Consider the following 12474-nt stretch of genomic DNA (forward strand, 5'->3'; position numbering starts at 1 on the left):
CTTCGGGGCCGACCTCCCTGCCCGGCCGGAACCGGGCAGGGACACGGATCACCGAGCGGTCGAGTTCTGGTACAGGAGGTCCTTCAGCGGCCGCGAGGTGTGCAGCGAGGCGCTGAACTGCGGGTAGTCCACCGGGTCCATCCCGGCCTCCTTGCCGCGCAGCCGGACCACTCCGGGCACCTCGGCGCTGGCCTTCCGGCCGTCCGAGGGCAGTACGGTCGCCGAACCGTCGCCGTTGTCGTCCCACAGGGAACCGACGGTCACGTCGGCCCGGTGGTCACCGGTCAGGTCGTTCATCAGCAGGCCCGAACCCCACCCCCTGCCGGACTGCCACCCGCCGGGGACACCCGGGCTCGCCTGATGGAAGTACTGAACACGGTCCGTGGTGTCGACACCCTCGGAGTCGCCGTACAGCAGCGTGACCGAGCCCTTCCCGTAGTACATCCGGCCGTCGCTGCCCCGGTAGTCCTCCTGCTGGGCGCCGACCGCCAGGTCCATCCTGCCGTCACCGTCGATGTCACCGAGCGCGACAGCAGCCCCGAACTTGTCCCATTCCTCCGAGTCGCCGGGTATGTTCCCCGACTCCTGCGTGAGGGTCTCCGTACGGTCCGAAACGCCCTTGGCGGAGCCGTAGTTGATGACGACCCGGCCGCCGATCGGGCCGTCCGCCGTGGTCCGCCCCCAATAGGCGCCGATGGCGATGTCGCCGAAGCCGTCGCCGTCGATGTCACCGATGGCCTGGCTCTCACCGCCGGAGAGCCGCTTGCTGCCGACCGCGGTCAGGCCGCTCGGCGAACCGGGCAGGTAGTAGTTGGTGTTGTGGTGGACGCCGGCCTCGTCCGCCTTGTCGCTCAGACCGTCCACGACCAGGTCCGTGCGGCCGTCCTTGTTGACGTCCCCGGCGGTGAGACCCAGGATCCCCGCGTCCGCGGCGCCAAGCAGCGGCAGAGCGCGCGAGGCGATCTCGCCCGGTGTGCCGTCGCGGGTGATACCGCCCTTGTAGATGTCCAGGGTGGCGGAGGAGGAGCCGACCACCAGGTCGGTCTTCCCGTCCCCGTCGAAGTCACCGGCGGCGAGCGCCGCCCCGAAGTGGTCGTGCCGGGTCGGGGCGGGATCCGCGAGGACCGTTCCCCTGCCGAGGCCGTCCGGGGAGCCCCACAGGATCTGCACCTCGCCGCTGTCGACGTCGCCGGGCACGTCCTCGCGCGGCGCGGAGACCGCAAGGTCCGCGAACCCGTCCGCGTCGAAGTCACCGGTCGCGGCCGACGTCCCGAACAGGTCGTACGCCTCCGAGCTCCCGGCTCCGTCGGCCGCGTCCTGGTCCACATAGGTGTGGCGCGCGGGTGACACCCCGTCCGCCCCGCCGTAGTACGCGACGACGGCACCGGCACCGGGGATCCCGTCGCTGCCCTTGCCGAAGACCGCGCCGCCGACCCGGGTGCCCGGCGCGCCGACCGCCAGGTCCTGCACCCCGTCACCGTTGAAGTCGCTGGGGACACCGGACCCCGCCGCGACCGCCGCACCGGGCGCCACGGTCAACAGCCCTCCCGCGACAGCGGCGACGACGGATGCGGCCAGTGCGGCGCGGCGATACCTGTGTTTCACGGGAGTTCTCCTGATGTTCAGGGGACAACAACACCGGCAAGACCGCTGGGGGACGGCGATGGTTGTCCTCTACAGGAACTCTCCCTGGCGCGCGGGGCGCTGGGTGCTGGGTGCTGGGCGCTGGCGCGGGGTGCGGGGCGCTGGCGCGGGGTGCTTTGGTGCTTCAGGCGCTCCGCATGGGGGGCAACCGCTCAGGCGTCGAGCACCTGACCGTCGCGCTTCACGACGGGCTCCTCGACACTCCACGGGAAGTTGATCCAGTCATCGGTCCGCTTCCACACGTACTCACACTTCACGAGCGAGTGGGACTTCTCATAGATGACGGCGGACCGCACCTCGGCCACCGTATCGAGGCAGAAGTCGTGCACGAGCTTCAGCGTCTTGCCGGTGTCGGCGACGTCGTCGGTGATGAGCACCTTCTTGTCGCTGAAGTCGATGACGTTCGGCACCGGGGAGAGCATGACCGGCATCTCCAGGGTGGTCCCCACCCCGGTGTAGAACTCGACGTTCACCAACTGCAGGTTCTTCACGTCCAGCGCGTACCCGAGCCCGCCCGCGACGAAGACGCCCCCGCGCGCGATGCTGAGGATGATGTCGGGCTGGTACCCGTCGTCGGCGATGGTCTGGGCGAGTTCGCGCACGGCGACGCCGAACTTCTCGTACGTAAGGTTCTCGCGCACGTCACTCATGTCGCTGCTCACCTGCTGCTCACACCTGGGTCCGATGGAAATTGAGGAAGGAACGGGAGGCGGTCGGCCCGCGCTGCCCTTGGTAACGCGACCCGTACCGCTCGCTCCCGTACGGGTGCTCGGCGGGCGACGACAGCCGGAACATGCACAGCTGCCCGATCTTCATGCCCGGCCACAGCTTGATGGGGAGCGTCGCGACGTTCGACAGCTCCAGCGTCACGTGGCCGCTGAACCCGGGGTCGATGAACCCGGCGGTCGAGTGCGTCACCAGCCCGAGCCGCCCCAGCGAACTCTTGCCCTCGAGGCGCGAGGCGAGATCCTCGGGAAGCCCGATGACCTCGTACGTGGAGGCCAGCACGAACTCACCCGGGTGCAGGATGAACGGCTCGTCGCCCTCGGGCTCCACCAGCCGCGTCAGATCGCTCTGCTCAACGCTCGGGTCGATGTGCGGGTACTTGTGGTTCTCGAACACCCGGAAGTAGCGGTCGAGACGTACGTCGATGCTCGACGGCTGCACCATGGATTCGTCATAGGGATCGATCCGGACCCGCCCGGCGTCGATCTCGGCCCGGATGTCCTTGTCTGAGAGAAGCACGTAGCGAGGATACGCAGAGCGCGCGGACCCACCCAATCGGCGGCCCCACGCGCTCCGGCTACTACTACAGCTCTTGCTACTACTACTGCTGTCGCTCTGCTACTACTGCTGCTACTGCTGTCGCTCTACTACTACTGCCGCTGCTGCTGTCGCTACCGCTTGCCGGATCCCACAGGAACGGCATGCCGCAGTCGAGCACAGCGCGGACACCGGATGAGCCGGCCGGGACCAAGACGGTCGGCCTGCTGCATCGGGAACGACGCGGTGCTGAACACGTGCCCTTCGGCACAACGGACGACGGTGCGTTCCATCGAGTCCATCAAAGTCCCGGAGTCCCTTCCCCACGAGCCATATGGCCAGTTTCCTGACCGACGACGAAAGGCCACGTTACGGGATGAAAGGGACGGCATTCCAGGCGGCACTCCGCCCCTGGACAACCCTCTGGCGGTGCCCCCACCGTACGCCCCAACTCCCTTCACCCGCAGTCACATCCACACCTCACAACGCAGCCGGGCCCCGGGGTTCGAGCGCCCGGGACCCGGCATGAGGTAGAGTGACGGCCAGTACATCGCCGCTTCGGCGGGCGTACTGTGCGGGTGTAGTTTAGTGGTAGAACATCAGCTTCCCAAGCTGAGAGTGCGAGTTCGATTCTCGTCACCCGCTCCACGACTAAGGTCCTGGTCAGAGACCAGGGCCTTGTTTGTTGTCTAGCCGCCCAGGGTGCTCCGTGCCCTCCCCGTGCCCTAAGTCGCCATTGGGACGCTGTTTCGCGAGCCGTTCGCGGCCCACTCCAGGAAAGACTGATCCGGGCATCTCGGATCACGAGACGTAATCCTTGTGACCTGGGTCACCGTTCGGGCGGTCAAGCGGGAACTCTCCACTCGACATGGACAGCGGTTCGCACAGCCATGTATGAGCAGCCAGCGTCAGAGCGGAGGTCCCGAAGAGAAGAACGTGCTGATGCTTCGCGTCAGACGTGACGCCTCGTTGAGCCCATGCCGCGCCGCCAAAAACACGTATACGGCCACAGGGAAGGCCAGTATCGCCAATGGCACCATCAGCTCCGCCGGCACACCTAGCCCCGCGAGGAGCAGCGAGAAGAGCGTTACGCAGAGTACCGACCACGTGCACGCCTTCGCCAAGCGGAGGCCGTCCACCCGGTCAGGTGCCAACGAGCCCTCTCCAGATTCCCCGCTCGGGAGCAGCGCCTCCGGGAGGATTTCCTGAAAGCGATCGGCAGCGATGCTGCTCGCGGCAGTCGCGGCAAGCAGACCAAGCTTCCGCGCCGCGCCCTCGCGATCCCGCAGAAGTTCGTCCGCCGCCTGCGTAAACGTCGTCTCCACCAGCCGTACGTGGCTCACGAGTTCCTTTCGCATTGCCCGGCTAACCCCGAACGCAGATGCAGCGTCTCCGGCGACCTCCCGCAGAGGGAGACCAACTCTCCAGACCTTCTTTCGGAGTCGCCCTGCATCCGTGTAATGGCTTTCCGCCATACCGACCAGATCCCCACTGGCCGAGAGCAAGCTGAGGAGTGGGTAGAGCGGCTCGTAGCACCGCGCGATGTGCTCCGCGCGCCATGTCGACCACACGAAAACGAGGACCAACGAGGCGCAGACGAAGACCCCAGTCGCCCGCGGGTCGCCCCCGGGTCCGAGAACGTAAGCAGAGTAGGACCCGCAAGACGTGGGGCCAACATCGAGGATCCCGCCAGGTCGACAAGCCGGGCGGTAGGTAACAACGGCTGTAACGCCCAGCACCACGAAGAAGATCAGCACTCGCCGCAGTCTCAGCAGATAGGGGGCCCATCGAAATGCAAGTGCCTTGCGGACACTGTGCGTATCGAAGGCGACACCCAGATCAGCGGCAGCCTTTTCCGCCCGCCCCACATGTTTCTCAACTTGCCGATTGTGCACTCTCTGTACTGGATGCCATCGCTGCGGCGATCCTGCACCACTCACCGTTCCCCCTGTGTCCTCGGTGAGAGGCAGCGTAGATGCAACGTCTGACAGCAAGACCGAAGATGGCTATTCCGGAGGCGTATCCACGTCCGCCGCTGCGGAAGCACGCGGCACGTCGGCCGAACTCCGATACGTATCGAGCTCGGGGCTGTGTTCGGACAGCCCCGAGCCGGTCTGCTCGTTAGGCTTCGCGAGCGCTCTGCGACCCAACGACCTCCGCTGCCTTGATCCGTTGGGCACGGACCAGGTCACTGATGCCGTCCGCGACCTCCTGCTGCCGCTCTCCGTCGGAGTGCTGGTAGGTCAGCGCAGCCTTCTCCGAGGACTGGCCGGCGCGGACCATCGTGTCCTTGAGCGTGGCGCCCGACTGGGTGGACAAGGTGTGGCCGGTGTGCCGGAGGTCGTAGAAGCAGAATCCCTCCGGCAGGCCGACCTGGCTGCGGGCCCTGCGCCACTTGCGGCCGAAGGTGGACCGGCGGAAGGGGGCGCCCCTCTCACCGACGAACAGGAGCCCGTCGGGTTCCTTCTCGGCGTACCAATCGAGGTGTCGCTTCATCTCGATGTACAGGAAGGCCGGGAGGAAGACAGTTCGCCTTCCCGCGGCCGACTTGGTGTCGCCTTCGACGCGACGCCCGGTGGTCAGTCGGGGCACCGGTGTACGACCGGCATTCGCTGACGTTCTCCGCCGGGAACGTGCAGATCCACGCGATCAGCGTGGCCCTGGAGATGGGCAAGCAGGGCAAGGCGCTGGAGATAAACCGCCGTACCAGCCCGGGACTGGTGGGTTCGCTGCCCAACTCCCGCCAGGGACACCACCACATGGATATCGCGCGAGCCTGGTTGTGGGACGGGAACCGGGGAAAGGCCCTGGCCGAACTGGAGACAGCCGAGCGGATCGCGCCCCAGCTCGTACGGAACCACCCCATCGTCCGTTCGACGCTTCGCAGCATCGTCTACGCGGAAAGAGCAGCCACGCGGGAGAAGTTGCGGCGCATGTCCGACCGCTTTCACCTGGACGGATAGGGGTCGTATTCCTCCGGCTCATATTCGAGGGTTGCCCTGTCCCTAACTTCAGGGCATGACGCGACGACGTTCTCCCCCCTTCCCTCGCAGGGATCCGGGTTAGGTACCGCAGCTCCCTTCGTTCCCCGGCTTGGCGACCTCGCCACCGACAGCGCCCGCGAGGACCGTGTGGGGGTCGTGGTCGCTCTCCCCGGTGAGGGCTCCGCCACGACCTACCACCTGCGCCCGCCCGGGGGCGGGACCCAGTGGTCCGCGCCCACCGACGGGACGACGCTCAGGCCCGTGCCGGTGAAGGCCACCCACGCCACGCTGCTGGCCGGCCGGGACGCGGTCTACGACCCGAGGGCCCAGCAAGGGTCGGTTCCTGTCGAGTTCCACTTCGATGACGGCTCGACCCTCGACGGCGCGCTCATTCTCACCTCTGCTGAGCTGGAGCGGTTGTACGCGCAGACCAGCCGCCTCCTCGTCGCCCACGAACGCACCCTCGGCGGCACCTCGTGACCGGGGCACGGCGCCGCCATGCCCGAAACGGCGCGTCCAGAGCCGCACGGTCCGACCACGGCGGCCGAATCGCGCTCACGTTCCTGGCCGTCGCCGGCCTGGTCGGCCCGGCCTGGGCTCTGCGTGAGCACGCCGGCCCGCTCCTCGAAAGCGGTGGCCACCGGCCCTCCGCCGCCGCAACGGACGTGAGCCTTCCTTCCGACCGCTGAGGCCGCTCCCGGCACCGAGCCGTCTGCCTGCGCTCGGCCGCCGGAGCCTCCCACGCTGCTCTCCCGTCGAGCGGCGCTGAAGAACCGTCCCGTGCAGCTCGGCTTCGGCTGCCTGGAGCGGGACGGCCTGCACCTCATCAGCCATCTGGAACATCCACGCGTGATTCTCCAGGGAGGGATCGTGGACATCCCGTACATCGTCATCGACCAGCTCGTCCCCGCGGAGCATGCGGTCGCGGTCGTCAAGGCCGGGGCCAGTGACCCGAGCCGATGCATGCATACTCCAGTATGCTTGGGCTCATGTCCTCAACGACTCGCATCACCGTCACGCTCCCCAGCGACCAGGTGGCGGAGCTCCGCAAGCTCACGGACAACGTCTCCGGCTATGTGGCGGAAGCCGTGACCCGCCAGATCAGACACCAGCTTCTGGGCGACGACCTCCGCCGCCACGAGGAAGAACACGGACACTTCAGCGACGAGGAACTCGCCGAGGCCCGTTCGAAGATCTTCGGTGCCATCGGCTCCTCCAAGGACGCGGACGCCGCGTGAGCGAGCGCATCGAAACCGTCGTCCTGGACTCGGAAGGGCTCTCCGCCTGGATCGCGCAGGACCGCAAGCTCCTCGCCATGCTGCAGGTCTTCCACGACATGGGAGCCGACCTCGTGATCGGGGCCAACACCATCGTGGAAGTCACCCACTCCCGCACCAACATGCCTCGCCTCAACTGGGCCCTGTCCCGTGTCAAGGTGGAGCCCGTCACCGAGCAGGCGGCGAAAACGGCGGCTGAGCTCCTCAAAGGCGCCGGGCTGCACGGGCACAAGTACGCCATCGACGCCACGGTCGCCGAGGTCGCGCTCCGCCAGCCGAAACCCGTCGCCCTGCTGACCTCCGACAGCGACGACATGACCAAGCTCTGCGGCAACCAAGTCCGCAGCATCCCCCTCTGACCAGCCGGCCCGTGCCCAGCCCAGAGCGGACAGCAGTGGTCAGATACGGCTCCCAGAGACCGGGAGCCATCCACCTGCCCGTTCCGAAACCGCAGGTCAGAGCTTTTCCAACAACGTAAGAACCGTTGATTCCCAAGCTGAGAGTTCGAGTTCGATTCTCGTCACCCGCTCCAATGGCACAACCAAGGCCCAGGTCGTCGACCCGGGCCTTTTTGTTGGTAGGGGCCAAAGCGACAGCAGCACCGTTGCGGGAGGTCGCGGGCCTCGCCGTATCCGTGGCTTGAGAGCCTCGGTCGGCCGGGCTCAACAGTGCGGACGATCAGTCCAGGTCCGCTCTGCCGTTTTGGGTTCGCGTACCGCCGCGGGCAGTTCGAGGCACAGGGCAAGGAAAGTTGCGAAGCCGCCTCCACTCGTCAGAACGGCACCAGCAAAGCCAACGCCTGCCCGGGATGTCAGCAGATAGTGCCCGCCGAGCGACCGACGACGGCTCACCCATCTCACGCGCGCCCCGTCTCCTGGCGGAAGCCCACAACGAGCCCCGCCCCAGCAAGGAGCCGCGGCTCAGACCTTCTCCGCTCTCACTCGCGGGTGCCCGGCAGTGAGTATCCCGACGTCTTCCACATCGGAGGTCAGGATCGTCACCCGGCCAGGATGCTGCAGAGCGGTCGCGCACAGCACGGCGTCGATGGCGTACTTGTGGCCATGGAGCCCCGCCGCACGCAACAAAGCGGCAGCGGACAGCGCGAGGGGCTGGGTCACCGGTTCGATGCTCAGGCGGGACAGGGTCCACTTCAGCGCGGCGTCGTTGATCTTCGGGTGGACCACCTCGACCAGTACGGCGGCCGAGGTGATCACCGGCAGGTCCGCGTCGCGAGCCGCCGTCAGCCACTCGTGGATCTCCCGGTCACGCTGTACGGCCTTCGCCAGGCCCTCGCTGTCCAGAACCAGGGCACCGCTCACGCGGCCGCGCCAGCGTTCGAGGCGCCTCCGGTCAGCCGGGCGCGCTTGGCCGTCACGGCCGCGGGGTCGGCCGGGCCGTGCACCGCGTCGAAGTCCGCGATCAGCTCGTCCAGGTTGTCCCGCTCGATCTGGCGCTGGGCCGCCTTCTCCAGGTACGCCGAGACGCCTCGCTTGCCGACCCGCTCACGGATCGCCTGCAGCGTTCCGGCGGTCAGGGTGACAGAGATACCGCTGGTGGGGCCGTCGCCGGGCGGGAAGTCAACGTCGTCGTCAGTCACACGTCGAGTATGCCATTGGGTATGGCATAGCGTGCGACGAGTGGACGCATCGCTGGGCCGCCAGAGGACGTGCGGTGCGTATGTCGCCGTCCAGGAGATGAACCCCGGCTCGGGCGCTGTCGGTGCTGTCGGCGCCGTCGATCCGGATGCCCCGGACCGTGGGGTGTGGGTGGCCGTAGCGGGGAAGGCGCACAGCGCGGTTGCCGACCGGTGGCGCAGGCGACGAGGGCCGGGCTGCCGGGCCAGTCCGGTATGGCCATGCAGGACCCCGTCGTCGTCATGGGCGGATGCAGGGTCCCCAGCGCAGCTCAGGGCTTCGGCGCCCCGGCCAACACGCGTGGGACGGGGGTTCGTTGTGCGGCCCTAATCCTCGTGCGGCGTTCAACGACACCCCAGTACGATCTTCCCGCCGCTCGTACACCAGTGCCCATCAAGGCGCCACGGCGGCATCCAAAGGGGAGGGACCACTTGACCACGTTCTTCGGCGCGAGACCCCGTGCGGTTCTCGCTTCTCTGGGGACTCTCGGCCTGGCGCTGGTCGCCGCCGCGTCGCCCGCGAGCGCCGCCGACGGCACGCCCACCACGCCGACCCACTTGTTCAACGGCTACCGGCACTGCTCGACCGACGCGGCCCGACCCTCGTACCGCGCAGCCCGCGACGGCCTCGTCGTCGAGGGGATCCCCGGTCTCACCGACGCCACCGGCAACGCCCTGGTCGGCGTCCGGTACCAGGTCTGGCCGGTCGACGACCCGACCCGGATCACGACGGTCACCCGGGACCGTCTTCGCCCCGGCTTCGAGGCCCCCGTCACCCTGCCCGCCGACGCGCTCGCCGACGGACAGACATACGCGTGGCAGGCGCAGTCGGTCGTCGGGGACGCGGTCTCGGACTGGTCCGCCCCCTGTTACGTCACGACCGACAACACCCGGCCGGCGAACGCGCCCACCATCACCTCGCCGAACTACCCGTCCGACGACGTGTGGCACGAGGGCGGCGAGCCGGTCGAGTTCGAGTTGGGCGCGGGCGGGGCCGACGACGTCGAGGGGTACGAGTTCACCTGGCAGCAGGACTTCCCGGTCATCGGCACGGACATCGGTGACTACGGCATTCCGCGGCCTGTCGACCCGTACTCCGACACGAGGTACTTCAAGCGTGCCGACGCGCTCGGCGGGTCGACCACGCTCAACCTGGTGCCGCCGACCGGCTCCGGCCCGATGACGCTGTGGGTGCGCAGCCTGGACCGCGCCTACAACCCGTCGGCGACCACCAGCTACACCTTCCGCGTCAGCTCCACCGCTCCCACGGTCACCCCGGCCGTCCCGAAACCCGAGTTCGGGGAGCCGACCGGGTTCACGCTCCGTCCCGACCCCGGCCTCCAGGCCAAGAGCCCGGTCGTGAGCTACTCCGTGGAGACCATGGGCGGTCAGAACGACAGGACCTTCGAGGTCAAGGCGGGGGCGGACGGCACCGCCACCGCCGAGCTCGCCCTGGACGGCCTCTACAGCAACCTCGTCAGCGTGACCAGCCGCAGCGCGAACGGATGGGTCAGCGACGCGGGTCGGTGGAGCATCAGTTACGACACCGCTCCCACCGTCACGTCGGACACCTACCAGGAGAACGAGTACAGCGGCGGCGCCGGCGTCCCGGGCACCTTCACGTTCACGCCGAAGGTGAAGGACGTCGTCAGTTACACGTACACCTTCAACAACGGTGAGCCGGAGGTGACGGTGCCCGCCGACGCCGACCACGCCGCACGCATCGAATGGACCCCCACATCGAGCGACTGGTACGACCTCACGGTCTACGCCACAACGCGGTCCGGCGTTCAACTGGCCTCGTACGACTACTACTTCACCGTGAACTGACAGCCGCCCCCGGGTCTCGGCTCACACGGCCGGGGCCCGGTCGGCGGAGCGCCGGGTCAGGCCCGCCCTCACCGAGCCGCGGTCACCGAACCACCGGGTGCATGTGGATCGCGGTCGGGGGCGTCTTCGTGCTGTCGGCGGTGTTCAACACCGTGGCGGCGATCCTCGCGCTCGTCGGCTGAGCCCACGAGCGCCCGCTCCACACCCATAGGGCGCCTGTCCGGCCCGGCGTGGGGCCTAGCACCCCGAGCCGATCACGAGCCGATCAAGAGCCCCGGCACGGTAGCGGCGGGCGCTAAGCCCCGCCGCCTCACGCATCACATCCCCAAATTGTTCAGATATTTGATTCACGGATACGTACATGAATCTTGACGCGTCCACGACACCCCCTTACCGTCCAGCAAGAGAGCGCTTTCTACCCGCGACTCATGGTGCCGGGAGAGTCGGTCCGGTTCAGGGACAAGAACCGGCCAACTTCGGCACCAGGAGCCATCGAGCACCCCACACATGGAGACCGCACCATGGAATTGAGACCTCTCGTCGCCTCCCTCGGCCTGCTGGCCGGCACCCTCGCCACCGTGGCCACCTGCACCACCGCGCAGGCCGCTGCGCAGGCGTCCACGACGGTGTACGTGGCGCCGGCCGGGACCGACTCGGCCGCCGGTACGCTCGCCGATCCGACGACGCTGGCCTCGGCCGTCAGCCGCGTCGCCGCCGGCGGCACCATCTACCTGCGCGGCGGGACGTACGCGTACGGGCAGACCGTGACCGTGCCGGACGCCGCCGACGGAACCGCCTCCGCGCGCACCACCCTCACCGCCTACCAGAGCGAGAAGCCGGTTCTGAACTTCAGCGCGCAGAGCGAGAGTTCGACCAACCGCGGGCTCCAGCTCTTCGCCTCGTACTGGAACGTCAAGGGCATCGTCGTGGAGCGCGCCGGGGACAACGGCATCTACGTCGGCGGCAGCAACAACATCATCGAGCGGACCGTCACCCGCTACAACCGTGACACCGGGCTCCAGCTCGGCCGGATCGCCTCCACCACGCCCAAGAGCGCGTGGCCCGCCAACAACCTCGTCGTGAGCGCCGAGTCGCACGACAACGCCGACTCCGACGGTGAGGACGCCGACGGGTTCGCCGCCAAGCTCACCACCGGGACCGGGAACGTGTTCCGGTACGCCGTCTCGCACAACAACATCGACGACGGCTGGGACCTCTACACCAAGACCGACACCGGCGCGATCGGGCCCGTCACCATCGAGGACTCGCTGTCGTACTCCAACGGCACCCTCTCCAACGGGACCGTGAACAAGAACGGCGACCGCAACGGCTACAAGCTCGGCGGTGACGACATCGCCGTCAACCACGTCGTGCGGCGCTCCATCGCCTTCGGCAACGGCCACCACGGGTTCACGTACAACTCCAACCCGGGCTCCATGGCCATCTCCAACAACCTCAGCATCGACAACGCGGAGCGCAACTACTCGTTCGACAAGGGCACTTCCGTCTTCAAGAGCAACACCTCGTGCCGCTTCTCCGTCGACGGGTCGAACGACAAGACCGTGGGCAGCGCCGACAGCTCGAACCAGTTCTGGACGGGCACCAACGGCTCCCGCTGCTCCTCCTACAGCGGCGCCCTCAAATGGTCGTACGCCTCGGACGGCAAGCTCGTGACGACGCTCGGCGGCAAGGTGGTGACCCTGTAACGGCTGCCGTGGGGGACCGTCGGGGACAGGGCCGAGCAGCCCTGTCCCCGACGGCACGGGCACACGCCGAACGCCGTCACCCTTGTCGCCGCCCGGCCCGTCTGCTTGACTCCCGCCGCCGAGGCCCGGCCGACCCG

General features: G+C 67.9%; 11 protein-coding genes, 1 tRNA gene and 2 pseudogenes. 7 read left to right on the forward strand and 7 right to left on the reverse strand.

The window, feature by feature from the left end:
• Positions 1-48 precede the first annotated feature (48 nt).
• The 3 genes from ACZ45E_RS09480 to dcd all read right to left on the reverse strand — a co-directional run bounded on the left by ACZ45E_RS09480 (position 49) and on the right by dcd (position 2889).
• Positions 49-1605: an FG-GAP and VCBS repeat-containing protein gene (locus ACZ45E_RS09480; RefSeq protein ID WP_468218562.1), complete on the reverse strand. Its 1557-nt coding sequence runs from the start codon at positions 1603-1605 to the stop codon at positions 49-51.
• 191 nt (positions 1606-1796) lie between these two features.
• The gene (locus ACZ45E_RS09485; RefSeq protein ID WP_468218564.1) at positions 1797-2294 is read right to left on the reverse strand and encodes a phosphoribosyltransferase; all 498 of its coding nucleotides are present in this window, start codon (positions 2292-2294) and stop codon (positions 1797-1799) included.
• Between the two features lie 19 nt (positions 2295-2313).
• Entirely contained in the window at positions 2314-2889 is a 576-nt protein-coding gene (gene dcd / locus ACZ45E_RS09490) for a dCTP deaminase (RefSeq protein WP_468218566.1), read from the reverse strand.
• Between the two features lie 592 nt (positions 2890-3481).
• Between dcd and ACZ45E_RS09495 the strand changes: the two genes are divergently transcribed.
• Positions 3482-3555: transfer RNA gene (locus ACZ45E_RS09495), tRNA-Gly, on the forward strand.
• Between the two features lie 260 nt (positions 3556-3815).
• Here the strand turns inward: ACZ45E_RS09495 and ACZ45E_RS09500 are convergent.
• Together ACZ45E_RS09500 and ACZ45E_RS09505 are read right to left on the reverse strand one after the other, a co-directional pair.
• Positions 3816-4250 carry a hypothetical protein gene (locus ACZ45E_RS09500; protein WP_468218569.1) on the reverse strand — a complete coding sequence of 145 codons (435 nt, stop codon included), beginning with the start codon at positions 4248-4250 and terminating at the stop codon, positions 3816-3818.
• Positions 4251-5028: 778 nt separating this feature from the next.
• A pseudogene (locus ACZ45E_RS09505) lies at positions 5029-5508 on the reverse strand (tyrosine-type recombinase/integrase); the annotation flags it as partial.
• On the opposite strand from ACZ45E_RS09505, the pseudogene ACZ45E_RS09510 reads away from it, so the two are divergent.
• From ACZ45E_RS09510 to ACZ45E_RS09525, 4 genes and pseudogenes are all read left to right on the forward strand, one after another.
• Positions 5493-5870, forward strand: a pseudogene (locus ACZ45E_RS09510) (helix-turn-helix domain-containing protein); the annotation flags it as partial. The pseudogenes ACZ45E_RS09505 and ACZ45E_RS09510 overlap by 16 nt on opposite strands.
• Before the next feature lie 177 nt (positions 5871-6047).
• Positions 6048-6371: a hypothetical protein gene (locus tag ACZ45E_RS09515; protein WP_468218571.1), complete on the forward strand. Its 324-nt coding sequence runs from the start codon at positions 6048-6050 to the stop codon at positions 6369-6371.
• Positions 6372-6880: 509 nt separating this feature from the next.
• On the forward strand, positions 6881-7129 hold the full coding sequence (locus ACZ45E_RS09520; RefSeq protein WP_468218572.1) for a type II toxin-antitoxin system CcdA family antitoxin: 249 nt from the start codon (positions 6881-6883) through the stop codon (positions 7127-7129).
• Complete coding sequence (locus tag ACZ45E_RS09525) at positions 7126-7527, forward strand: DNA-binding protein (protein ID WP_468218575.1); 402 nt, start codon at positions 7126-7128, stop codon at positions 7525-7527. Before ACZ45E_RS09520 ends, ACZ45E_RS09525 begins: the two co-directional genes overlap by 4 nt.
• A gap of 561 nt (positions 7528-8088) precedes the next feature.
• On the opposite strand, the gene ACZ45E_RS09530 is transcribed toward ACZ45E_RS09525, so the two are convergent.
• Together ACZ45E_RS09530 and ACZ45E_RS09535 are read right to left on the reverse strand one after the other, a co-directional pair.
• On the reverse strand, positions 8089-8487 hold the full coding sequence (locus tag ACZ45E_RS09530) for a PIN domain-containing protein (protein ID WP_468218577.1): 399 nt from the start codon (positions 8485-8487) through the stop codon (positions 8089-8091).
• Complete coding sequence (locus tag ACZ45E_RS09535) at positions 8484-8765, reverse strand: hypothetical protein (RefSeq protein ID WP_468218579.1); 282 nt, start codon at positions 8763-8765, stop codon at positions 8484-8486. Before ACZ45E_RS09535 ends, ACZ45E_RS09530 begins: the two co-directional genes overlap by 4 nt.
• Positions 8766-9233: 468 nt before the next feature.
• On the opposite strand from ACZ45E_RS09535, the gene ACZ45E_RS09540 reads away from it, so the two are divergent.
• Together ACZ45E_RS09540 and ACZ45E_RS09545 are read left to right on the forward strand one after the other, a co-directional pair.
• Entirely contained in the window at positions 9234-10631 is a 1398-nt protein-coding gene (locus ACZ45E_RS09540) for a hypothetical protein (protein ID WP_468218581.1), read from the forward strand.
• Between the two features lie 428 nt (positions 10632-11059).
• Positions 11060-12337: a right-handed parallel beta-helix repeat-containing protein gene (locus tag ACZ45E_RS09545; RefSeq protein WP_468218583.1), complete on the forward strand. Its 1278-nt coding sequence runs from the start codon at positions 11060-11062 to the stop codon at positions 12335-12337.
• Positions 12338-12474: the final 137 nt, after the last annotated feature.

Source organism: Streptomyces sp. NPDC030991, assembly GCF_055571235.1.